This window comes from Nocardia sp. NBC_00565 (genome assembly GCF_036345915.1).
In the GTDB taxonomy this organism is placed as follows: domain Bacteria; phylum Actinomycetota; class Actinomycetes; order Mycobacteriales; family Mycobacteriaceae; genus Nocardia.
Genome location: NZ_CP107785.1, coordinates 807,417 through 831,697, shown reverse-complemented (window position 1 = coordinate 831,697; position 24,281 = coordinate 807,417). Strand labels below are relative to the sequence as shown.

19 protein-coding genes are annotated in these 24,281 nt (G+C 67.1%); 1 reads left to right on the top strand and 18 read right to left on the bottom strand.

The window, feature by feature from the left end; genetic code table 11:
* Nucleotides 1-31: 31 nt before the first annotated feature.
* From OG874_RS04160 to OG874_RS04150, 3 genes are all read right to left on the bottom strand, one after another.
* On the bottom strand, nt 32-3,298 hold the full coding sequence (locus tag OG874_RS04160) for an arabinosyltransferase domain-containing protein (protein WP_330253802.1): 3,267 nt from the start codon (nt 3,296-3,298) through the stop codon (nt 32-34).
* A 155-nt stretch (nt 3,299-3,453) separates the two neighbouring features.
* Nucleotides 3,454-3,957: a hypothetical protein gene (locus OG874_RS04155; protein WP_330253801.1), complete on the bottom strand. Its 504-nt coding sequence runs from the start codon at nt 3,955-3,957 to the stop codon at nt 3,454-3,456.
* A gap of 99 nt (nt 3,958-4,056) precedes the next feature.
* Nucleotides 4,057-5,502, bottom strand: coding sequence for a DNA polymerase IV (locus OG874_RS04150; protein WP_442943377.1), 1,446 nt, complete (start codon nt 5,500-5,502; stop codon nt 4,057-4,059).
* Between the two features lie 307 nt (nt 5,503-5,809).
* Between OG874_RS04150 and OG874_RS04145 the strand changes: the two genes are divergently transcribed.
* Nucleotides 5,810-6,685, top strand: coding sequence for a UTP--glucose-1-phosphate uridylyltransferase (locus tag OG874_RS04145; protein ID WP_330253800.1), 876 nt, complete (start codon nt 5,810-5,812; stop codon nt 6,683-6,685).
* A gap of 15 nt (nt 6,686-6,700) precedes the next feature.
* On the opposite strand, the gene OG874_RS04140 is transcribed toward OG874_RS04145, so the two are convergent.
* The 15 genes from OG874_RS04140 to murD all read right to left on the bottom strand — a co-directional run bounded on the left by OG874_RS04140 (nt 6,701) and on the right by murD (nt 24,264).
* Nucleotides 6,701-7,651 carry an SMP-30/gluconolactonase/LRE family protein gene (locus OG874_RS04140; protein ID WP_330253799.1) on the bottom strand — a complete coding sequence of 317 codons (951 nt, stop codon included), beginning with the start codon at nt 7,649-7,651 and terminating at the stop codon, nt 6,701-6,703.
* Nucleotides 7,652-7,736: 85 nt separating this feature from the next.
* A complete protein-coding gene (locus OG874_RS04135; protein ID WP_330253798.1) occupies nt 7,737-8,306 on the bottom strand; it encodes an NlpC/P60 family protein in 570 nt (189 codons plus the stop codon).
* Nucleotides 8,307-8,692: 386 nt separating this feature from the next.
* Entirely contained in the window at nt 8,693-11,887 is a 3,195-nt protein-coding gene (ileS, locus tag OG874_RS04130) for an isoleucine--tRNA ligase (RefSeq protein WP_330253797.1), read from the bottom strand.
* A 318-nt stretch (nt 11,888-12,205) separates the two neighbouring features.
* A complete protein-coding gene (locus OG874_RS04125) occupies nt 12,206-12,406 on the bottom strand; it encodes a hypothetical protein (RefSeq protein WP_330253796.1) in 201 nt (66 codons plus the stop codon).
* Between the two features lie 88 nt (nt 12,407-12,494).
* Entirely contained in the window at nt 12,495-13,358 is an 864-nt protein-coding gene (wag31, locus tag OG874_RS04120; protein ID WP_330253795.1) for a DivIVA-like cell division protein Wag31, read from the bottom strand.
* A gap of 80 nt (nt 13,359-13,438) precedes the next feature.
* Nucleotides 13,439-13,729, bottom strand: coding sequence for a YggT family protein (locus OG874_RS04115; RefSeq protein WP_330257168.1), 291 nt, complete (start codon nt 13,727-13,729; stop codon nt 13,439-13,441).
* Nucleotides 13,730-13,853: 124 nt separating this feature from the next.
* On the bottom strand, nt 13,854-14,630 hold the full coding sequence (locus OG874_RS04110) for a cell division protein SepF (protein ID WP_330253794.1): 777 nt from the start codon (nt 14,628-14,630) through the stop codon (nt 13,854-13,856).
* A 135-nt stretch (nt 14,631-14,765) separates the two neighbouring features.
* Entirely contained in the window at nt 14,766-15,518 is a 753-nt protein-coding gene (locus OG874_RS04105) for a YggS family pyridoxal phosphate-dependent enzyme (RefSeq protein WP_330253793.1), read from the bottom strand.
* Nucleotides 15,515-16,243 carry a peptidoglycan editing factor PgeF gene (pgeF, locus tag OG874_RS04100; protein ID WP_330253792.1) on the bottom strand — a complete coding sequence of 243 codons (729 nt, stop codon included), beginning with the start codon at nt 16,241-16,243 and terminating at the stop codon, nt 15,515-15,517. The genes OG874_RS04105 and pgeF overlap by 4 nt, the downstream gene beginning before the upstream one ends.
* 38 nt (nt 16,244-16,281) lie before the next feature.
* The gene (gene ftsZ, locus OG874_RS04095) at nt 16,282-17,520 is read right to left on the bottom strand and encodes a cell division protein FtsZ (protein WP_330253791.1); all 1,239 of its coding nucleotides are present in this window, start codon (nt 17,518-17,520) and stop codon (nt 16,282-16,284) included.
* A gap of 366 nt (nt 17,521-17,886) precedes the next feature.
* Nucleotides 17,887-18,591, bottom strand: a complete 705-nt coding sequence (locus OG874_RS04090; protein ID WP_330253790.1) for a cell division protein FtsQ/DivIB — start codon at nt 18,589-18,591, stop codon at nt 17,887-17,889.
* Between the two features lie 6 nt (nt 18,592-18,597).
* Nucleotides 18,598-20,037: a UDP-N-acetylmuramate--L-alanine ligase gene (murC, locus tag OG874_RS04085; RefSeq protein ID WP_330257167.1), complete on the bottom strand. Its 1,440-nt coding sequence runs from the start codon at nt 20,035-20,037 to the stop codon at nt 18,598-18,600.
* A 44-nt stretch (nt 20,038-20,081) separates the two neighbouring features.
* Entirely contained in the window at nt 20,082-21,269 is a 1,188-nt protein-coding gene (murG, locus tag OG874_RS04080) for an undecaprenyldiphospho-muramoylpentapeptide beta-N-acetylglucosaminyltransferase (protein WP_442943281.1), read from the bottom strand.
* A complete protein-coding gene (ftsW, locus tag OG874_RS04075; RefSeq protein WP_330253789.1) occupies nt 21,266-22,822 on the bottom strand; it encodes a putative lipid II flippase FtsW in 1,557 nt (518 codons plus the stop codon). The genes murG and ftsW overlap by 4 nt, the downstream gene beginning before the upstream one ends.
* Entirely contained in the window at nt 22,819-24,264 is a 1,446-nt protein-coding gene (gene murD, locus OG874_RS04070) for a UDP-N-acetylmuramoyl-L-alanine--D-glutamate ligase (protein WP_330257165.1), read from the bottom strand. The genes ftsW and murD overlap by 4 nt, the downstream gene beginning before the upstream one ends.
* Nucleotides 24,265-24,281 lie beyond the last annotated feature (17 nt).

Sequence of the window (24,281 nt, the reverse complement as noted above, 5' to 3'; positions counted from 1 at the left end):
AGGGCCACACGTTCATAGTCGGCGTCGAGCGTCAGTAGGACGTGTTGATATGGCCCGGGGTCCATAAGCCCGAGTGGTCTTGTCGAGTGATGGTGGGGGCGGCGGGCGCGGCCGTGGCGTCGATCCGGGTGAGTTGCTGGAGCTCACCCCAGTCTCGACGCCAGTCCTGATCGAGATAGGTGGCGAGCGTACGCGGGCGCAGCAGCATATTGGACCAGCCGAGCGGGCCGCCACCGTCGCGGCTCTGCCACAGGCTGGTGATCTCGGCCCCGGGCCGATCCGGGAGGATGCGGTAGGCCGGGATCTCCGCGATGTTGTCGCGGTGGTCGTAGGGGCGCTGTTTCGGGAACTGCAGGCCGACCATCCAGTCGGTGAGCACCGGAACCCGGGAACCGACGACCGCATCGAGTGTCTGGGTCCGCGGCACCCGCGGCGGTGTCAGCGCCAGCCACTGCTTCGGATTTCGGTCACGATCGACAGCGACGATGCGGATGACATCTGCCCCACTGGGGATTTCGGTGAACGGCACGCGCAGATTCCGCCAGGACGGGGCCGGCCCGATATCGATCGGCGTGACGCGCCCCATCGGCTGCGCGGTTGTCGCGGAATCGCTTGCTCCGTACTCGATTTCGAGGGTTTGACCGGGCGTGACGATTCCGTCGGCGTCGACCGACCGGATCCGGCCCGCCGCGGTGAGCGCGATAATGCCGGTGCGGTCGGCGTTTTCGGGCAGTCGGTACCAACCGGTGGTCAGATCCGCCGGACCAGCGTCACCGGAGCCATAGCTGCCGAGCACCGGCGTGGTCGCCGGGTTCAACCCGAAAGGCAATGCGTCGGTGGCGGTTCCAGCAGTGTTCTCCGAGGACGACTTACTGCTCAGCGCGTCGGCGATACTGCCGGTCGGACTCGAACTGTCATCGGGCCGCAGGTCACCGGCCACACCGGCGCCGGTGAATCCGGTTCCGACGCCCGACAATGTCGAAACCGCATCGCCGGTCAGCGGTGCCAGCATGCCGGCGTTCGGATCGGTCTCGACCAGCACATGACCGGCCAGGCCGGCGGTCTTTCCGGTCAACGCTTCGATATTCGAGCGCGCCAGCGAGAATGCCGGGCCCTGGGACACCGCCGCCTTGGCGAAGGAGCCGACATCCCAGACGACCAGCAACGCCAGCGCGATGGTCAGCGGCGGCAGCACCGACACCCGCCAGGCGAATCGTGAAACCCGGTGCGGGGTACCGGGTTCCGGTGAATGCACGTGCCACCAGGCGGCCACGGCGAGCAAAACGACCGTCGCCGAGAGGAACAGCTTGTTGAGTTCGAATCCCGCGACCACCGGTGTCTTGTCCCACCACGGAATGCCGTAAGACGAGACGTACCACCACTTGTTGGGCCCGGAGAAGACCAGCGCCAGCAGGAACGCGACCATCGCAGCGAACACGGCGCGGTAGCGCGGCGCGCGCAACACCCGCGGTGCGACGGCCATGGCGGTCACCATCGCCACGGCACCGGCCACACCGGCATAGACACCGAAGTGGTGGGTCCACTTGGTCGGGGTGGTCATGATCAGCAGCAGCGCGCCGACGGTGACACCGAGGATGCGCCGGGTCGGACCCGCCGCGGTCAGCGGAATCCGACCACCCTTGCGCAGCAGCACCAGTACGCAAACGACGATTCCGGCGAGCATCGCGAGCACGCCGATCCGGCGGCCGACGGAGCCGTCTGTCTCACCTTGGAACAGGTACTGGTAGCGCAGATAGTCGTTGAACCACTCGACATCCGGGCCGACGATGTGGTGGATGCGCTTCATCTCGAACATCGCCGTCAGCGGCTGATCGGCGAACATGATCGACAGCGCCACGGTGCCCGCCGCGAGCAGCGGGGCGAGCAGCATCGCATAGCCGACGATCCGCTCGCGTACCGAGCCCTGAGTACCGATGCGGGCCATGATGATTCGCGCCACCGGCCGCAATCCCGCCAGCAGCGCCGCGATACAGATCACACCCGACGGCCCGGCCGTGCAGGCGAAGGCCGCGACCAGGATCGCGAACCCGGCGGGCAACAGCCGCCGCGTCGCGATGGCACGTTCCACCAGACACCAGGTGAGCAGCAGTCCCAGCGCCACCGGCGGTTCCGGCCGCAGTCCATTGTCATAGGCCAACCAGATGGTCAAGAAGCCCAGCGCACCGGTCCACATCGCCACCCCGTTGTGCCGCACCGCGACACCGAGCCGGGGCGCCACCTCGCGGCTGAGCAGCAGCCACATCAGCACTCCACACAACAGGGCGGGCAGCCGCACCCACGGGCTGGCGGTGCTGATCTCGGTCATGATCCGGATCAGGTCGTAATACGGTGTGCCGACCGGATTTTCGGGCACGCCGAAGTAGGCGAAGTAGTTCGCCATATAGCCCGCGACGCCCGACGCGCGCGCCATCCCGAACTGATAACCGTCATCCGAAGTCGTCGACCCGATGAAGTACCAGACCAGCATCGTGCCGAGCACCGCCCCGTCGAGCAGCGAGAACGTCCACCAGCGCTGCGGCAGGAACCGGCGCACCCGCCGACCGTCCTGCCGATCGAGCCGATACAACGCGACCAGCGCGACAATCGTGCAGAGCACGGCCAGCCAGATCGCCGCACGCTTGATCGGGGTCGGCGTCGAGGAGAACCTGGTGTCGAGTTCGGCGGTGACCTTCGCCCCATCGGCCGCGGCCAGATCACTGAAGATCCCGACCATCTGCGGCCGGTAATCGCCGTTGAGCAGCACCGGAAATCCGGGCGCCTCGAATCCGACAAGAGTGGCGGTGGCCTTGGTGTTATCGGCATGCACGGTGAGCTCGCACCCCGGAACCAGTTCGGCCACCGGCACACTGAGCAACGCCTGATTGCGCAGCACCACATCGAGCCGGGCCGCCGCATCCGCCCCCGGCGCGGTAACCCGGGCGACGAACCCGTACCGCTCGAGATCGGGCGCGCCGGTCGGCCCGGTGGCGGCGAGCGTGCCGCCCTTGGCGCTGAGCTGGTTGATCGCCGTGCAAGGCAGAGTGGCGTCGAAAGTCAGTGGCGCATAGGAGATCAGCGGAGCTTCGATGCTGCGCGCGGAACCGGCCTGCGGCCAACTCAGCGTCGCGGCGTCCACGCGCACCGGCAACAGTGGCACCGCCACCGCGAACACCATGCCCAACAGGCCCGCGATCAACGCGATCGGCCCGGCCCATCCCCCACGTCTCTTCGGTTGTGCCGTCCCGGGTTCGGGTTCCTCGACGGACGGCTGCCCCGCCCACACCATCGTGTCAGCCACGGGGCTCGATCCTAACGGTAACTATTCCAAACGAAAGTTCTTGCCGGTGTACGGCTTTGATTCTCGCCGAAGCCCACAGCTGTCGCGGCCGACCCATGGTCGACCGCGACAGCCGTTCTTTCGAACGACGCTCCAGCCGTCGCCCGGGCGGGAAATCAGCTGCAGGCCACCGACTGCTGACCGAGGTTGGTCAGCATGGTGCAGGCCCAGGCCTTCTGGATCTTCCACTTGCCATCCTCGGCGACGAACGGCACGTCGACGATGTTCTCCTGGCCGTTGAGCACGACCTTGGCCTTGGCGTTGAGGCTGTCGCCGAAGGTGGTCACGTCGGTGACCTCGACACTGATGTTGGCGCTCTTGGCCGCCTCGGCGAGACGGTTCGGCAGCTCCGGGTCGGCCTGCGCGCCCTGCACACCGTCCAGCTTCTCCGAGTTCGGCACCGACGGGTCGAGCGCCCGCTGCAGCTGGGCGTTCAGTTCGGCCGGAGTCGGGGTCGGCGGCAGATTGGTGTTCGCGCTCGCACTGGCCGAAGCCTTGGCGCTGGTGCTCGTCTTCGCGGCCGGTTTGCTGTCTTTGTCATCGCTGCAAGCGGTCATGCCGAGTGCGGCGACGACGGCCAAACCTGCGATGGCGATGCGTCCAGTCTTACGAAGCTTCAACTGCTCGTCCTTTACGTTCGAGTAGGTACATGTCGTAGTTCCAACCACGGCAGCCGTCACCCGAACCGGCGACGCTGCACGAATGACACAGGCTACCTGTCAGCGGAGACTGCCGAGCGGATCCGCCCGGGACAGACAGATGTCGTCGGCGGCAAACGTACGCGCCGGACCGGGCCCTGTCGAGCTGGTCTCGAACCGTACGGTAACAACGCCGAGTCCGGCGCCCTGCACCCACCCGTGTCCGTATTCCGGATGCTCGACGTCCATCCCTGGATACCACAGCGTCGCCCGCGATGTCGGCGTGTTGCTCTGAGCTGCACCGCCACTCGTCTGCGCGGTCTGTTCCCGCACCGCATCGCCGACTGCCGTCGCGCCGATGCCCGACTGGTCCGGCTGCCCGTCCTCGGCATCGGACGGCCCCGGCTGAATACGCGCGCTCCAAGCATCGGATTGCACGGCGTCGGCCTCCCACGTGCCCGCGTAGGATAGGTCCTCGACCGGCGCCTGATCCAATTCCGGGAACAGCGATTCCTGCCGGACGGTCGACAGGCCGCCGTAGCCCACCCCGACCAGCCGAATCGGCCCGAGTTCGGTCGGATCGATGGCCGAGCGCTGCGCCGCGGTGGTCAGGGTCGCCAGCTCGGTGGTCGCGTACGGCAGCGTGAACGACCTGGTCACGATGCTCATATCGGACTTCTTCAGCTTCAGCACCACGGTGCGCGCGGCCCGCCCGTCCTTTTCCAGGCGACGGTGCGCGGCCGCCGCCATCGTCTCGATCGCCGGGCGCAGCTGCGCCATCGTGACGATATCGGTCTCGTAGGTGTTCTCGGCGCTGATCTGTTTGGCCTCGGCGCGCTCGGTGACCGGGCGGTCGTCGATGCCGCGGGCCAGCCGGTGCAGTGCCGCGCCGACGCTGCCGCCGAGGATAGAGACGGCTTCGGATTCGGGCAGTGCGGCGAACGCGCCGACGGTCTCGATGCCGAGTTGGCGCAACCGGCTCTCGGCCACCGGACCGATCCCCCACAGCTTGCGCACCGGCAGCCCCGCCAGCAGCTGCTGCTGCTCGTCCGGCGAAACCACCCGCACCCCATCGGGTTTGGCCATTCCGGAGGCGATCTTGGCGAGCTGTTTGCCGGTACCGGCGCCGACCGAGGCGACCAGCCCGGTGCGCTCGCGCACCAGCGCGCGCAGCTCCTCACAGAATTCGCGCACCTGCTCGGCCGTGGACCCGGCCAATTCGGCGGGTTCGCCGAAGGCCTCGTCGAACGACAGCGTCTCCAGCACCGGGATGCGGCCGCGCAGCGCCTCGAAGACCTGCGCGCTCACCACGCCGTAGACCGCGCCGCGCGGCGGCACCACCACCGCGCTCACCCCGATCAGTCGCCGCGCCTGATGCATCGGCATCGCCGAACGCGCCCCGAACACTCGCGCCTCGTAACTCGCGCCCGCCACGACACCGCGCCCACCGGTGCCACCGACGAGTACCGGACGGCCACGCAGCGTCGGCCGGGTCAGTTGCTCGACCGAAGCGAAGAAGGCATCCATATCGATATGCAGCACCCACCGCCTGGCCGTACGGCCGCTGCCGGGCCCGGCGCGCTCCGGGGCGGCGACGGTGTTGTCGGTGCTCACGTCCGGAAATGTACGCCGCCCCACCGACAGCTCCCGCTGTGTGGTGACTGTGAGATTGCTGCCGATCCTGTGCGAGCGTCAGCAACCGAATCCGCCCGCCGCAATGCCCCACCGACCGCCCGTGACCTGCCCGAATCCCGTTCGCCCCGAACCGCGACATGGTTTCGGAAAAGCCCGAGGATCGCACTTTCGGACCGCCTCGGTATGTGATGATCGGTTCATGAAGATCCGCAAGGCCGTCATCCCGGCCGCCGGAATCGGCTCCCGACTCCTCCCGCTGACCAAGGCGATCCCCAAGGAGATGCTGCCGGTCGGCGACAAGCCGGTCATCGAGCACACCGTCCGCGAGCTGGTCGCATCCGGCATCACCGATATCACCATCGTGGTCAGCAGCGGAAAGTCCTTGATCCAGGACCATTTCCGCCCCAACCCGGCGCTGGTGGCCCAACTACGCGCGGACGGGAAGGCCGCTTACGCCGACGCGGTGGAAGAGGTCGGCGATCTGTCCCGGCTCGGTCACATCACCTACCTGGATCAGCACGGCCCCTACGGCAACGGCACCCCGGTGCTCAACGCCGCCCGTAATCTCGGCGACGAACCCATGCTGGTGCTGTGGCCCGATGACGTCTTCGTCGCCGAGGTGCCGCGCGCGCAACAGCTGATCGACGCCTTCGAGGCGACCGGCGCGCCGGTGCTCGCGCTGATGCCGATGGACCCGTCCGAATCCCAGCGCTACGGCGTGCCGGTCGTCGCCGACGACCGCGGCGACGGTCTGCTGCGCATCACCGGTCTGATGGAGAAGCCAAAGCCCGAGGACGCGCCGTCGAACTTCGCCGCGGTCGGCGGCTACGTTGTCACCCCCGGCATCATCTCCGAACTGCGCAGACAGACCGAGCGCTGGTACGAACACCGCACCGGCGAGGTGTATCTCACCGATGCGATCAACGTGCACGCCGCCGACAACCCGGTCTTCGGCCAGGTCATCCAGGGTCGCTGGTATGACACCGGTAATCCGGCCGACTACCTGGTCGCCCAATTCGCCTCGGCCCTGGCCCATCCGCAGTACGGACCGTTGCTGCGCCAGCTCGTCGACTGATCAGGGCGGCAACGATCAGGGCAGCGCGACGATGGCGACTTTGTCGTCGGCTATCGCGGGCACGAGCAGGTTCTTTCCGGCCCCGTCGAGGGTGAAATCGGCTGGGCCGTGCAGTTCGCCGGGCAGCTTTACGGTCGTGACCTCCGTCCCATCGGTGTGATAGATCTTGATCACGCCGGGCGCCGGATTGTCCGAGGCGACCCAATCCGACACCGCGAGATCACCATTGGGCAGCAGCGCGATGCCGTCGAGGATGCCGTGCACCGTGCCGACCTTGCCGACGGCGGCCGGGGCTTGCTCGACACCGAGCTTGTACAGATTGCCGCCCTCGAAGTACGCGCCGAGCGCGGCGACGTAAGCGGTCTTGCTCGACTTGTCGAGCACAATGCCGTTGGCGCCCGGGATCGCGGTGGTCAAGGTGCCGTACTTCTTGGTCTCGAGATCGAGCTTGTACACCGAACCGCGGACCGTATCGGTGACCAGCAGCGTCTTATCGTCCAGCACCGCAATGTCATCGAGCAGCGACGCGGCGTCACCGCCCAGCGGTGCCTCGAAGACCTGTCCCAGGGTGTCCACGTCATAGCCGACCACCCGATCGATATCGGCGACGAACACCTTGTTGTCCGCGAACGCCATCCCCTTGGGCGCGTTCAGCGGCGGATCCCCCGCGCGCGGAATCGCCTTGCGCTCGATCACCTTTCCGTTCGCGTCCAGCCGCGTCAGGAACCCGTCCCCGTCCTTGGTCATCGGCTCCTGCGTCGCACCGATATTCGAGACGAACCACTTGTCCCCGGCGACCAGCACGCTCTCCGGCTTCGAAAAGCCGTCCAACACACTGGGCGCCGCGGCCGCGGCCGCCTTCTTGTCACCGCCGCAACCGGTTACCGCCGCGACTAGTAGTAGCGCCCCGGCGACCCCACCAGCCGCCCGCACTACCGATCCCCGTCGCACATCGAGTACTGCCATCTAGATCCCCATCGTTGCGTCTTGCGCGCAGCCGCGCTGGTCGCAGGGAAACCTAGCCGATCCACGTGCGGCGTGCGCCCCGAGATCAGAAGCGACGGATGGTGAAGATGTCGAACTCGTCCAGCGGATGCAGGCCGACGGGTACGCCCCAGTCGTGGGCGTCGAGGATCTGGCCGGAGCCCGCGTAGATGCCGACGTGCGAAGCGTCGTCGTTGAGGATGACGACATCGCCGAGCGAGAGTGCCCAGAACGGCACCGTGGCACCGACCCTGGCCTGCTGCCAGGTGGTGCGCGGGAGATTCACGCCGACCTGGCGGAACGCCCATTGGACCAGGCCCGAGCAATCCCAGGTGAAAGGTCCGGTGCCACCCCACTCGTAGGGTTTGCCGATCTGCGTGTACGCGGCGGTCAACGCGCCGAGTCCAGCGACACTCGGCAGCGGCAGTGCCGCGGACCCGCTGGAACTGCCGGAGGCGGATCCCGAGCCGCCCGAACCGGAGGCAGATCCGGAGCCGCCCGAACCGGAGGCGGATCCCGAGTCGCCCGAACCGGAGGCGCTGCCGCTGTCACCGCTGGCCGGTCCGGCCAGTGCGAGCGTCAAGACGGTGGATACCAGAAGCCCGAAGGCTATCCGGCGCAATGGTTTTCTGGTCATGTGCTCGTCCCTTCCGTCGACCCGGCTACCGCGCGGTACCGGCCTCGCCGTCGGGGAGGGAACCGCACTTCACAGCACCTGCGGCCGTAGCGATTGCGTGGCAGATCGCTCAATAGATCTGCGTGTATCCGCCTTGGGCGCAAGGTATTTCAGGTAGAGCAGTTCAAGTACGAACATTCACTGCCACCACAGGAGTGCCTCTCCGCACCAGCAGCAACATCCCCGATTGTGCCGGGCATTGTGCGAGCACGACAAGGAATCAGCTATTTACCAGCATGTGATCTATGTCACATGCTGATCGGCGGTCGTGCGACATGAGTCGGGGCGGGACCGAGTGGTCCCGCCCCGACTGCCGGTCGAAAGACCGAGCTCTAGCGCTCGCCGGATCAGACCTTGGCGATGGAAACCCGCACGCCTCCGACGATATCGGCGGCATCCGCGCCCGGATCACCGAAACTCAGCGCGGTGGCCAGGATTTCGCCCGCGATCAAGTCGCGATGGGTCTGCGCCCACGTCGCCTTGTCCTGCGGCACCTCCAGCACCACGGTGATGCGGTCGGACACATCCAGCCCCAAGGACTTTCGCGTCTCCTGCAGATCGCGGATGACATCGCGCGCCCAGCCCTCGGCCTCGAGTTCCTCGGTCACCGCCGAATCGAGCACGACCAGGCCCGCATTCCCGGGCAGGGCCGCGGTGGATTCCGGTTCGGCCGCGACCAGACGCTGGGTGTACTCCTCCGGCAGCAGTTCGATACCCGCCGCGGTGACCACGCCCTCGGCGTTCTCGGACCATTCGCCCGCTTTCACCGCCTTGATCACCGTCTGCACGTCCTTGCCCAGGCGCGGGCCGGCGGCGCGGGCGTTCACGACCAACTCGAAACGGCCGTGCACGGCGACATCGGTGGTCAGATCGACCTTCTTGACGTTCACCTCATCGGCGATGATGTCGGCGAAGGGCCGCATCCGCTCGGCGTCGGGCGCGGCGATGGTGACCTCGGCCAGCGGCAGCCGCACCCGCAAGTTCTGCGCCTTGCGCAGGCTCAGCACCGTCGAGCAGACCACCCGGACCTCGTCCATGGCGGCCACCAGGTCCGGATCGGACGGAAGGAAACCCGCTGTCCTTTCTGGTCGCTCCGCAGGCTCCGCTCCCGCCGGCCAATCAGCCAGGTGCACCGACCGCTCCCCGGTCAGCCCGCGCCAGATCACCTCGGAGATCAGCGGCAGCAGCGGCGCGGCCAGCCGGGTGACGACCTCGAGCACGGTATGCAGCGTGTCGACCGCGTCACGATCCTCCTCCCAGAACCGCGAACGCGACCGGCGCACATACCAATTGGTGAGCGCGTCGGCGAACGAGCGCAGCTCCTCACAGGCGCCGGCGATGTCGTAGATCTCGAGCGCCTCGGTCATCGCATCCCGGGTCTCGGCAAGCTTGGCCAGGATGTAGCGATCCAGCACATGCGGCGAATCCGTACGCCACACACCGGGCTTCGAGGCGTAGAGCTGCAGGAAGGTCCAGGCGTTCCACAGCGGGCGCAGCGCGTGGCTGACACCTTCGCGGATGCCGCGCTCGGTGACGATGAGGTTGCCGCCGCGCAGGATCGGCGAACTCATCAGGAACCAGCGCATCGCATCGGAGCCGTCCCGGTTGAACACCTCGTTCACATCGGGGTAGTTGCCCTTGGACTTGCTCATCTTCAGTCCGTCGTCACCGAGCACGATGCCGTGCGCGGCAACGGTTTTGAAGGCCGGGCTGTCGAAGAGCGCGGTGGCGAGCACGTGCAGGGTGTAGAACCAGCCGCGGGTCTGCCCGTTGTACTCGACGATGAAATCGCCCGGGAAGTGACTGTCGAACCACTCCTTGTTCTCGAACGGGTAGTGCACCTGGGCATAAGGCATCGAGCCGGACTCGAACCAGCAGTCCAGCACCTCGGGCACCCGGCGCATGGTCGACCGACCCGTCGGATCGTCGGGGTTGGGCCTGGTGAGTTCGTCGATCATCGGCCGGTGCAGATCGGTCGGACGCACGCCGAAGTCGCGCTCCAGCTCATCGAGTGAGCCGTATACATCGACGCGCGGGTAGGCCGGATCATCGGAGACCCACACCGGGATCGGGCTGCCCCAATATCGGTTCCGGCTGATGTTCCAGTCTCGCGCGCCCTCGAGCCACTTGCCGAACTGGCCGTCGCGGATGTGCTCGGGCACCCAGGTGATCTGCTTGTTCAGCTCGACCATCCGGTCGCGGAACTTGGTGACCGCGACGAACCAGGACGGCACCGCCATGTAGATCAGCGGCTGACCGGAACGCCAGCTGTGCGGATAGGAGTGCTCGATCGTCTCGTGGCGCAGCAGTTTTCCGGCCGTCTTGAGATCCTTGATGATCACCGGGTTGGCGTCGAAGACCATCATGCCCTCGTACGGCGGCACCATCGAGGTGAATTTGCCGCCCGGATCCAGCGGCTGCACCAGCTCGATGCCGTTGGCGGTGGCGACGTCCATATCCTCCTCACCGAATGCCGGGGCGAGGTGCACGATTCCGGTGCCGGAGTCGGTGGTCACGTAGTCGGCGGTCAGCACGCGATGCGCGCGCGGATGACCGACGAAGAAGTCGAATGGCGGTGCGTAGGACAGATCCGCGAGCGCGAGACCGTCGAACTCGCCGAGCACCTCGACAGGAGCGGAGCCTGCGGAGCGACCAGACGATTCAGCGTCGCCGAATTCGCGCGCGTAGTGCGACACCCGTTCGGCGGCCAGCAGGTAGCGCTTGCCGTCGGCGGCGCGCACATGCACGTACCGCACATCCGGATGCACCGCGATCGCGAGGTTCGACGGCAGCGTCCACGGCGTGGTGGTCCAGATCAGCGCATTGGCGCCATCGAGGGCGTGCAGTGGATGCTCGGCGGGCACGCGCAGCACCATGTCCACGGTGACGGCCGGGTCCTGACGCATCTTGTAGGCGTCGTCGAGACGGGTTTCCTGGTTCGACAGCGGCGTCTGCTCGTACCAGCTGTAGGGCAGCACCCGGAAGCCCTGGTAGATCAGGCCCTTCTCGTGCAGCGACTTGAACGCCCACATCACCGACTCCATGAAGTCGAGATCGAGCGTCTTGTAGTCGTTGTCGAAGTCGACCCAGCGGGCCTGACGCGTCACATAATCGCGCCATTCACCGGTGTAGCGCAGCACCGAGGATTTACAGGCCGCGTTGAATTCCGCGAGCCCCATCGCATCGATCTGTGATTTGTCCGTGATACCGAGCTGCTTTTCCGCTTCGATTTCCGCGGGCAGTCCGTGGCAGTCCCAGCCGAAACGCCGATCGACCCGGTTACCGCGCATCGTCTGGAAACGCGGGACCAGGTCCTTGACGTACCCGGTAAGTAGATGGCCGTAATGAGGCAAACCATTGGCAAACGGTGGGCCGTCGTAGAAGACGAACTCACCCGTACCCGTCCGGTTCTCGATGCTGGCGCGGAAGGTGTCGTCCGCGGCCCAGGCGTCGAGCACACGACGCTCCAGGTCAGGGAAGGATGCCCCGCTGCCACCGAGATCGACGCGCGGGTATGCGCTGCTGGAAGTCTCGTCCGCCATCGCGGATGCGTCTCCTCGTGCCGCCGCGCCATGGGCGCGTATGTGTCAGCACGGGGACGATGACGACGCCGGTTGCGTCGATACCGCGGTACCACCCCGCTTGTCCGGGATCCGCGCGAGCCGCGCGACCACCTGGACCTCTCGTTATGAGCTGTGACGGGCTCGACCGTTCGGTTCTACTGAGCGCGCCGGGCGCACCGTTCTTCCGAAGACTCCCCGGTGATGACCGGATCGACGCCGTTTACATGTTTGATTCTAACCAGAGCGGTCAAATCACATATTAGGCCCGATTGTCGGGTCAGGCGCGCAGTGGAGAGTTCACCGCTTCGCATGCCGCCCGGGTGGCGGCGTGGCATCGCTGTCGGAGCTCCGCATGGAGAGCGCACTCACCAACAACAGCACAGCGCCTACGACACAGACGAGGATGCAACCCCAGGCCCATAGCACCGATCCGGTGGTCAGCGCGGCCACAAGCAGGGCGAATCCGATCGCGGCAAGGACGAGCGTCAGGACGAGCATGATGACCCCCTAGGCATGCCAGGCGGCTCGACGGTACCTCTAGCTGCTAGGACAGCAACTACAGCGGAGATGTCTCTCTATGACGAGATTACTTGCCGCCCTTGGCGAACGACGCGGGAGCGAGATTGTTCGCGGTATTGGCGTCGACGAAGGCCTCGCCGCCGTCGACCGGAACGGCCGAGCCACGGTTCTCCAGCTCCTCGAGCTGCGACTCCAGGTACGATTTCAGCCGCACCCGGTATTCCCGCTCGAAGGTCTTGAGCTGCTCGATCCGGCTCTCCAGCACGCTGCGCTGCTGGGTGATGGTCGCCATGATCTCGGTGTGCTTGCGCTCGGCGTCGGCCTGCAGCGCGTCGGCCTTCTCTTTTGCCTGCCGTAGCTGGTTGTCCGATCGGGTCTGCGCATCCGAGAGCATCGCATCGGACTTCTGTCGAGCATCGGCGATCATGGCCTCGGAGCGAGTTCTCGCATCGCCGACCAGGCGTTCGGAGTTGGCCCGCGCATTGGAGAGCAGGTTCTCCGCTTCGAGCTTCGCATCGCTGGTCAGCCGGTCCGCCATCTCCTGGGCGAGGCTGAGTACCTTGGCCGCCTGCAGATTCGCATCGGCGCTCGGCGCATCCTTGGCTATCGGCGCGGCGACGGGCATCGGGGGCGGCGGCGGGGCCTGCTGCACCGGCGGTTTGATGGGTTCGGGTGGCGGCGGCGGGGCTTGTTGCACCGGTGCTTTCACGGCGTTGGCATTGACCAGACCCCGGTTCTTCTTGGCGTCGGCCAGTTCCGCATCCAGCTCCGCGACCCGCTGGCGCAGGTCAGCGTTCTCTTCGATAAGACGCGAGAGCTCCTGCTCCACGAGATCCAGGAAGGCGTCGACTTCATCCTCGTTATAGCCGCGCTTCCCGATCGGAGGTTTGCTGAACGCGACGTTGTGCACATCGGCTGGGGTCAGCGGCATGGAAGGATCCCTTCACGCGTCTTTTGGAGATCTAGCAGATCTAGCAAGCTATCTTCTCGGTTCATTCTGTCACACCGGGGCTACCCGTCGGCGTGGCCGCCCACATACGTCATCGAGATGAAGACGACGAAAAGCAGGACCATAATCGACAGATCGAGCCGAATTCCTCCCAATGACACCGGGGGTATCAACCGCCTCAGGAGTTTCACCGGAGGGTCGGTGATCGTGAAGATCACCTCCAGGATCACCACGACGAAGCCGCTCGGGCGCCAGTCTCGGGCAAAGCTACGGATGAACTCGACGATCACCCGACTGATCAACAACAGCCAGAAGATGAACAGTACGAAGTACAGCACCGCGAACAAGGCCACCGCCTCACTCTGCCCCAAAATCCGCGTCGCGCAAAATGACCACACCGCAAGCACCTGCTCGCGGGTCACTCGAAAAGGTCCGCCCCATACGCAACGGGTCTAACACATCCCCCGGATCACAGCGCTATTTCTGGTTGTAGAAGCCGGTTTCGGCGATCCTGCGACGTTCTTCGGCCGAGACGTCGACATCGGCCGGTGAGAGCAGGAACACTTTGGTCGCGACCTTGTCGAACGATCCGCGCAGCGCGAAGGCCAGGCCGGCGGCGAAGTCGACCAGCCGCTTCGCATCGGCGTTGCTCAGGTCGACCAGATCCATGATCACCGGGTTGCCCTCGCGGAAACGCTCACCGATGATGCGGGCCTCGCTGTAGTCGCGCGGGCGCAGCGTCGTGATCTTGGACAAGGGACCTCCGTCCTCGAAGATCCCCGGCCGACGTGCGGGAGCGGGCTCGGGGCGCACGCGCTCCTCCATGCGCCGCTCCTCGGCCTCGGGATCTACGGCGAGCGCACCCCTGGTGGCTCCCCGCATCATCGGCGCGTTACCGCCCGCACGGAATCGGCTCGCGGCCGGTGCGGTATCGATCCGGGTGGGACGCGGCCGCGCGTCATAGCGGTCGTCCACATAGGGCTCGTCGACGTAATCGTCGCGCCGGGACACCGGGTACCCCGCCTTGTACGGCGACTTGTACGCGGGCTCAGGGTAATCCGGCTCATCGTCGTAGCGGTCATCGGCATAGCGGTCCGCGCCGTAACCGGCGCGCTCGGAGTAGTCACGGGGCCGGGGCCGACGGGAGCCACGCTCGTCCACGCCACGGGGGGCGGACTCGGCGACATAGTCGTCTTCGTATTCCTCGAGCGGAACCATGCCGAAGTACGCCTTGAACTTGTGCAGCGTGCTCATGACTGCACCTCGCTGTCGCGTTCGCTCATTTCGGTCGACCTTCCTTCGGCCCCGGTGGCGGCCGGGTGTTGAAGTCTTGCTCAGCCCTCTCCAGTCCCAGCATATGTGTCAAATGTGACTGATGAGGTTTCTTTGCTACGCCGAGGTTATCGGTCGAGCGCCCATCAAGGCGGTACCGACACGCACACAGGTCGAACCGTGTTCGATCGCCGATTCCAGATCGCCCGACATCCCGGCCGAGAGTTCGGTCGCGTCGGGATGGTTCGCCCGGACCACCTCGTGCAAACTTGCCAGGCGTGCAAAAGCATCGTCGGGTGTGCCGTCGAGCGGGGGGATCGCCATCAAGCCCGCGAGCTGGAGTCCCGCCGCGGCGGCCACCCGATCCGTCAGTGCCACAAGATCTTCGGGGGCGACGCCGCCGCGACCCGGGTCCGTGTCCAGGCTCACCTGGACCAGAACTCGAACAGGTTCACCGCGCTCCCCGGCGTCCAATGCGGCCCGCGCAGCGGTGTCAAGGGCCGTTGCCAGACGTTCGCTGTCGACCGAGTGCACGGTATGCGCCCAGCGCGCGACGATCCGCGCCTTGTTGCGCTGCAATCGGCCGATCATATGCCAGCGCACCTCCGGCAGGGCGGCCAGCTCGGCCACCTTCGCGGTGGCCTCCTGCTCCCTGGACTCGCCGAATTCCCGGCAGCCGAGGCGGTGCAGGATCGCGACGTCGGTGGCCGGGAAGAATTTCGTCACCGGCAGTAGCCGCACCTCGTCCGGATCCCGGCCGGCCGCATGGCAAGCCGCGCCGATGCGCTTGTTCAGGGTGGCGAGGTTGGTCGCGAGTTCGGCGGTCCGACCATCCATCACTTCGGCCGCAACGGATTCAGGAGCCGTCATGCCTGCGCCTGCATCCAGATCACCCCGGCGATGCGGCCGGTCGGCGCGCCACGGCGATGACTGAACAGCGTCTTGTCCTCGATCGTGCAGCGCGGATCGACCGCCACCCCGGCGACCCCGGCCTCGGTGAGCTGCCTGCGAATTCCGGCGCGCAGGTCGAGTGCCGGGGTGCCACGCACGGTCGTGGTCGCACTGCCAGGCAGATGCGCCTCGACATCGGCGCGCATCGCGGCGGGCACCTCGTACTGACGACCCGAGGCCGCCGGACCGAGGAATGCGCCGATCCGCTCGAGCCGGGCGCCGACCGAAACCATCGCGTCCAGTACCCGCGGCACGATGCCGATGCGGGCACCGATCCGCCCGGCATGCACGGCCGCGAGCACACCCGCCTCGTCATCGGAGAGCAGAATCGGCACACAGTCCGCGGTGAGCACCACCAGCGCCAGCCCCGGCACCGTCGTCACCAGTGCGTCGGTGGCGGGCACCGGCGCATTCCGTGGCCCATCGATGATTTCGACATTGCGCCCGTGGATCTGTTCCATCCACACGAGCCGATCCGGCGTCAGGCCGATCCCCTCGGCCAGCCGGACCCGGTTCCGTTGCACGGTCGCCGGGTCGTCCCCCACATGATCCCCGAGATTGAACGAATCGTACGGCGGCGCCGAGAAACCGCCCGCTCTGGTGGTGGTCACTCGTCGAACGGTCACTGTCGTCGGCGCTGTCATACCCCCGAGCTTATCCGCGCCCGGGGGGTACTTCTTTCCTAGCGACGCATGAACGAAGGCACGTCCACATCGTCGTCATCGTCGGTGTCCGGCGGCTCGATGTGGGTGCGCGAGTTGTGTGCAACCGTCGGCTCGGCCAGGGTGCGGGCTCGTTCGGTATCGCGGTAGCTGGGCACCACGCCCCGAGTGGAGCCGGTTTGACCTGCGGCGGAGGCGGTTTCGGCACGTGTGGACGCGGCGACCTCGCTGGTGCGGCTGCTCTGGCCGACCTCACCGGCTCGGGCGGCACCGATCGCGCCGCGCCCCGCCTCGAAGGTGCGCCGGGCCGGACCGCCGCCGTCGAATCCGGCCGCGATCACCGTGACGCGAACCTCATCGCCGAGCGAATCGTCGATGACGGTACCGAAGATGATGTTGGCCTCGATATGCGCGGCCTCCTGCACCAGTGAGGCGGCTTCGTTGATCTCGAACAGACCGAGATCCGACCCGCCCGCGATCGAGAGCAGCACGCCGTGCGCGCCGTCCATCGACGCCTCGAGCAGCGGCGAGTTGATCGCCGATTCGGCGGCCTTGACCGAACGGCCTTCGCCGCGGGCCGAGCCGATGCCCATCAAAGCGCTACCGGCTCCGGACATCACGCTCTTCACGTCGGCGAAGTCGACGTTGATCAGACCCGGGGTGGTGATCAGGTCGGTAATGCCCTGCACACCGTTGAGCAGCACCTCATCGGCGGAACGGAAGGCGTCCATCAGGCTCACCGCGGCATCGCCGAGTTGCAGCAGCCGATCGTTCGGGATGACGATGAGCGTGTCGCAGGATTCGCGCAGCAGGTTGATACCTACTTCGGCCTGGTTGCCGCGCCGCTTGCCCTCGAAGGAGAACGGCCTGGTGACAACGCCTATGGTCAGCGCTCCGAGCTTGCGCGCAATGCTGGCGACCACGGGCGCGCCACCGGTACCGGTGCCACCGCCCTCGCCAGCGGTGACGAAGACCATGTCGGCGCCCTTGAGCACCTCTTCGATCTCGTCCTTGTGATCCTCGGCGGCCTTTCGGCCGACCTCGGGGTCGGCACCGGCGCCGAGACCACGGGTGAGTTCACGGCCGACGTCGAGCTTGACGTCGGCATCACTCATCAGCAGCGCCTGCGCGTCGGTGTTGACCGCGATGAACTCGACTCCCTTGAGTCCTTGTTCGATCATCCGGTTGACGGCATTCACGCCGCCGCCGCCGATACCGACGACCTTGATCACAGCAAGGTAGTTGTGCGGGGGCGTCATGGGCCTTCGCCTTCCTTCGATCTAAAGTCTGTCGTTTTCGGATTCTCGACACTCAGCCCGTGCAAACCCCGGTTGTTTTCGCCCGGCAGTTTCACGAAGTGCTCCACTGCTCGGGCAAACCCTAAACCTCAACCATAGGGTCAGCGTTATGTCAAGTATCCGACTGCTGCGGAACGCTATTCGCAGCCGCCGCGATAGGCGCGCAGGCGCGCCGAAACGAGTAACAGAATCTTGTGTGATCCCTCTCGTCTCGCCGCACAACACTCCGTATCGTGGACGGTTGCCCCCAAAACCCCGGTCTCGCTGGTCCTGCTCCCACCGTGGTCACAGTTCCATCGAAAATCCCCTGGGCACAATGGGTATGGATCACTTTACCGTGACCAGATTCGGACTCGAAACATCGAACACCGTTCCATCGCGGGTCAACAGCGGCATTACCACGGCCGCCTTGCGTTCCGCGTCATTGATTCCACCCCACAGTACCGTGCGACCGTCGCTCAGGTTCAGTGAAATATCCGAAATCGACCGCGCGACAACCTTGTCCACCTGAGTGGTCAAATCCGCAGGCAGCACCGACAAAACCGCGACCGCCGCGCGGGTGACCGGATCGGCGCCGCCTGGGTGCTCGGTCCTGAGCTCGGGGACGCCGATGGGCGGGTCCTCGATCGCGAACTCCACACTCTCCGCGTCCATCAGGTGCGCGCCCTGCGGGCTGTCCCAGAACAATACGGGCGTGCGCTCCACGACGGTCACCTTGACGGTCGACGGAAATACCCGTTGCACCCGGGCGGTGCGCACCTTCGGAATACTCGCGACCCGCCGCGCCATGGCGTCGGTATCGATGCGCAACATCGAGCGCCCGGACGGGATCTCGAGTTTGGCGCGCACCTGTTGTTCGGACACCGCGACCAATCCGTCGATCTGCACGGTACTCACCGACAGCACCGGGGTGAACCAGGCCAGCACCGCGAGAACGGTAAGGACGCACACGGCGAGCAAACTCCACAGTCGAAAGCGGCCGGAACGACCCCGCCGTGCCCACTGTTCGAACCAGTCACCCGTGGTTCGCATCGCGGGTCACCGTCCGTATTGCGGACGCGCTCGCAGCCCGTCGAGGATCTGGCTGCCCAGCATCGTCACATCACCCGCACCCATGGTGATCACCACATCACCGGGCAGCGCGAGTGCGGCGACCTGACGGCCGACCCGCGACAGATCCGGTTGATAGTGCACTGGTTTGGTGACCGCCTGCGCCACCAGCGCACCGTTCACGCCGGGCAGCGGTTCCTCACGCGCGCCGTAGACATCGAGCACGACCACCTCGTCGGCGACGCTGAGTGCCGCGCCGAAATCCGCGGCGAAGGTGGCGGTGCGACTGTAGAGGTGTGGTTGAAACACCACGATGACCCGCCCCTGCCGGGACCTGGCACCGTCGCGGGCCTCCTGCTCGACGAGTTCGGCCGCGGCGCGGAGGTTGGCGCGCACCTCGGTCGGGTGGTGGGCGTAGTCGTCGAAAACCCGCACGCCGTTTTCCCGACCGACGAACTGGAACCGGCGGTGTACACCGCCGAAGCCCTCCAGCCCCTGGATGATTTCGCCGACATCCGCGCCGGCGGCGCGCGCGACGAGCAGCGCGGCCATCGCGTTCAGCGCCATATGCCGACCGGGCACCGCGAGTCGCAAGGTGCGCGGTGCGGCCTCATCGGCGAGCTGGAACTGGGCCAACCCGCCGACATCACGCGGCTCCCAGCTATGCAACCGCACGCCGACCGGCACCGGCGCGTCGGTCAGCTCGCCCGAGCCGTAGCCGAGTACGCGAATGTTCTTGTCCGCCAACCGCTGACCGACCCGTTCGGCCAGCGCCCGCGAGCCGGGATCGTCCAGACACACCACCAGCAGACCGCCCGCGGCCAGCCGGTCCGCGAAGTCGTCGAAGACCTGGATATAGGCCTCGTCGGTACCGAAGAAGTCCAGGTGATCGGATTCGACATTGGTGACCACGGCGACGTCCGGGTCGTATTGCAGCAGTGAGCCATCGCTCTCGTCGGCCTCGGCGACAAAGATCTCACCGGTGCCGTGGTGGGCATTGGTGCCCGCCTCGTTGAGTTCGCCACCGACCGCGAAGGACGGGTCGAACCCGCAGTGCTGCAACGACACGATCAGCATCGAGGTGGTGGAGGTCTTGCCGTGTGTGCCCGAGACCAGCAGCGTGCGATGTCCGCGCATCAGTGAGGCGAGCACGGTGGGCCGCAGCAGCACCGGGATATCGCGCCGATTCGCCTCGACCAGTTCGGGATTGGTCTTCGGGATGGCGGCGTAGGTGGTGACCACCGCGGTCGGGCCGCCGGGCAGCAGGTCGAGGGCGCTGGCGTCGTGACCGATGCGGACCTGCGCGCCGCGCGCCCGCAGCGCCAGCACGCCGCGGCTCTCCTTGGCGTCCGAACCGGATACCGAGCCGCCGCGCGAGAGCAGGATGCGGGCGATACCGGACATCCCGGCCCCGCCGATCCCGACCATGTGCACGCGCGCCAATTCGGGCGGCAGGGCATCGGCTTCGGTGGTCACCGGCGGCTCACCTCCACGACGATGCGCGCCAGCTCGTCGGCGGCGTCGCGGTGCCCGGCGCCTGCGGCGGACAGGCTCATCTCGATCAGCCGTGCGCGGTCGGTCAGCAGCGGTATCACCTCGTCGATCACATAGTCGGGGGTCAGCTCGGCATCGGGGACGATTCTGCCACCCCCTTGGCGGACGATCGGCCTGGCATTGAGCTCCTGCTCACCGTTGCCGTGCGGCAGCGGCACATAGAACGCGGGCAACCCGACCGCCGACACCTCGGCGACGGTCATCGCGCCGGAGCGGCACACGACCGCGTCGGCGGCGGCATAGGCCAAGTCCATCCGGGAAAGATACGGCACGGCGACATACCGCGATGCGCCCTCACCTGAATCCGGGACGTCGAGGGTGTTCTTCGGGCCGTGCGCGTGCAGCACCGAGACCCCCGCCGCGGCCAGCTGCCGCGCCGCTGCGGAGACCGCGTTGTTCAACGACACCGCGCCCTGGGATCCACCGAAGACCAGCAGCACCGGCCCCTCGGCGGGCAGGCCGAAATGCGCGCGGGCCTCGGCCTGCAGCGCCGCCCGATCCAGTGACGTGATGGAGCCGCGCACCGGGATACCGATGACCTCGGCGTTGCGCAGACCGGAATCGGGCACGGCGGCAAGCACCCTGGCTGCGCGCCGGGCGCCGACCTTGTTGGCGATGCCAGCCTTGGCATTCGCCTCGTGCACCACCACCGGCACCGCGCGCCGACGGCCGAGCACACCCCGGCCCGCGGCCAGGTAGGCGGGCAATGCGACATAGCCGCCGAAGCCGACGATCACATCGGCCTCGACCGCGTCGATGACGGCCCGGGTCCTGGCCACCGACGCGCGCACCCGGCTGGGCAGGCGCAACAGGTCCGCGGTCGGCTTGCGCGGCAGCGGGACCGGGGGGATCAGCTCGAGTGGATAGCCGCGTTCGGGCACCAGCTTCGTCTCGAGCCCGCGTTCGGTGCCGAGTGCGGTGACCCGGATCGAATCGTCGAGTCGCTTCAGCGCGTCGGCGACGGCCAGCGCGGGCTCGATATGTCCCGCGGTGCCGCCGCCGGCGACGATCACCGACAGCGGTTTGCGAAGTCGCTCCGCAAGCTCCGCTTCCGCGCTACCGGGTCGCTGCGCAGGCTCCGCTCCCGGGCGCCGCACATCACTCACCTGGATCTTCCCCGATCTCTCGCATGGTTTATCGGATAGCTGGGCTCCCATGCCCTGGTCGCCCGCAATGAACTCGTCCCCCGGCTCTCGGGCACCCGACGCCGACCCGGATCCGATTGCGTCCGTCGGCCGGGCGGCACTCCGGCCCTGGCCCGATCGGCCTTGGCCCGTTCCGCCCTGGCCCGATCCTCGGCGGCCTTGGCCTTGGCGGCGGCCGAGCGCGCCCGCGCCGCATCCGCCTTCGCCGGTGAGTACACCTCCGGTTTGGGCAGCCGCAGCAGCCTGCTGAATCGGCCGTCCTGTCCGGCCTGCAGCGCCGAAATGGCCTCTGGCTCATGCCTGGCCGCGTTGGCGATGATGCCGAACATGAACAGGGTGATCGCCAGCGATGACCCGCCCGCCGAGACCAGCGGCAGCTGCAGACCGGTCACCGGGAGCAGGTTGACCACGTAACCGATATTGATCAGCGCCTGGCCGGTGATCCAGGTCGTCGCGGTCGCGGTGAGCAGTCGCAGGAACGGATCGACCGACCGGCTCGCGATGCGCAGACCGGTGTAGACGAACAGCGCGAACAGCCCGAGCACCAGTGCGCAGCCGAGAAAGCCGAGTTCCTCGCCGATGATGGCGAAGATGAAGTCGTTGTGCGCGTTGGGCAGATACTGCCATTTGGCCCGGCTCTGCCCGAGACCGCGACCCCAGATGCCGCCGTCGGCCAGCGAGTACAACGCCTGGCGCGCTTGGTAATTGATGCCCTGCGGATCGTCGCCCGGATTGAAGAACGCGCGCATCCGGTCCGAGCGATAACCCGCGGACAGCGCGAGCACACCGGCGGCGATGAGGCCCGAGATCGCGATGGTGACGAACAGTCGCACCGGCAGCCCGCCGAACCACAGCAGCGCCGCCAGCACGATGCCGAGCGCGATGGTGGTCGACAGGTTCGGCTCGAGCACGACCAGCAGACACACCAGCAGACCGGCGGGCACCAGCGGCACCAGGATCTCTTTGAGGCTGGCCTGTTCGGAGCGGCGCGAGGCGAGCAGATGCGCGCCCCACACCACCAGGGTCACCTTCACGATCTCCGAGGGCTGCACCGAGATCGGACCGAGGAAGAACCAGCGCCGCGCACCCTGCACCTGCGAGCCGATGCCCGGAATCAGCACCAGCAACAGCGCCAGCACCGAGATCGCGAACAGCGGAAACGACCATTGCCGCAGTCGCCGCAGCGAAATGCGCAGCGCCAGATAGAACAGCACCGCGCCGACCGCGGCGAACATGGCCTGCTGGATGAACAGCGAATACGCCGACCCGCCGTCGACATACGCCTCCACGCTCGACGCCGAGAGCACCATGACCAGGCCGAGCACCGTCAGCAGCGTGGCGATGGTGACGACGAGATGGAACGATGCCAGCGGACGCGCCAGCCAGGCGCCGAATTTCGTTGCCGCCAACCGGTTCCGCCGCGGTGTCTGATTCGCGGCGCTCCCGGGTCCCTCCGTGGTCACGCTCCGCTGCCGCCTCCGTGCCCTGAGCTCGCGCCGCGGGGTCTCGGTCATAGCGTCCGCCCGATGTCCCCGTCTTCCAGCGCGGCCACCGCCGCGGCGAAGCTGCGCCCGCGGTGGGTGTAGTCGGCGAACATATCCAAGGAGGCCGCGGCCGGAGCCAGTAGTACGGTGTCGCCGCGTCGGGCGAATCCGGCCGCGGCCCGCACGGCCCGCACCATGACGGCGTCGGCGCTCGCGGCCTCATCGATCCCAGCGTCACCCATCCCTGCATGGTCTCCCGCGCGGACCTCGACGACCGGGACCTCGGGCGCGTGTCGCGCCAATGCGGCCGCGATCACCGGCGCGTCGGCGCCGATCAGCACGGCGGCGACGAGCCGGTCGGCGATCTCCTCGACCAGGTCCTCGACCGTCGCGCCCTTCAATTGCCCACCGGCGAGCCAGATCACCTGCGGGTGGCCCAGGATCGATGAGCGCGCGGCATGCGGGTTGGTGGCCTTGGAGTCGTCGACGAATTCGACCCCGGCCAGTTCCCGGACGAACGCCGCGCGATGCGGGCCGACCTTGTGTTCGATGAGACCCTCGCGCACGAACTGCGGTGCGACGTCGATGGCCCTGGTCAGCGCGGCGGCGGCGAGTGCGTCGGCGACACCGGCGGGTCCCTTGGGGCTGATATCGCCGACCTCGGCCAGGATCGCGGCCTTGGTGAAGGCGCGGTCGAGCAGTTTGCCGTCCACCACACCGAGTTCGCCGTCGGCGGGCACGCCGATCCGGAAGCCGACCGTGCGGCGCGCCTTACTGCGCCGGGCCAGCGAGGCGGCCACCGGATCGTCGAGTCCGACGACGCCGACACGACCGTAGAGCGCCCTGGATTTCGCGGCGGCATAGGCATCGAGGCCGCCGTGCCAATCCAGGTGATCCTCGGCCACATTCAGCACCACACCGGCCTCGGGCCGCACCGAAGGCGCCCAATGCAATTGGAACGAGGACAGTTCCACGGCGAGCACCTGCGGCCCCGGACTGCGCCGCAGTGCGTCCAGGATCGGCAGCCCGATATTGCCGCAGGCGACACTGGCGATACCGGCGGCCCGCAGGATCGAATGCACCATCGAGGTGGTGGTGGTCTTGCCGTTGGTGCCGGTCACCACCAGCCACTTGCGGACCGGGCCGTAGATCCTGGCCTGATCGACCCACCAGGCGAATTCGACATCGCCCCACACCGGGGTGCCCTCGGTCACGGCCGCGGCCAGCACCGGCGAATCCGGCCGCCAGCCCGGACTGGTGATGACCAGCGCGAAGCGGCTCCAGTCGGCGGTCTCCAGTTCGGTGCAGGTGGCGATGTCCAGGCCGAGTCCGGCCGCTTCGGCCAGTGCGGCCGCACCGCCGTCGGTGACCACCGGCCGGGCGCCGATATCGCGCAGCGGCTCGATCAACGAGCGACCCGAGACGCCCCAACCGGCCACCAATACGTCACGGCCACGCAGGAATTCGAGCATGGGCCCCGGTGTTCGCA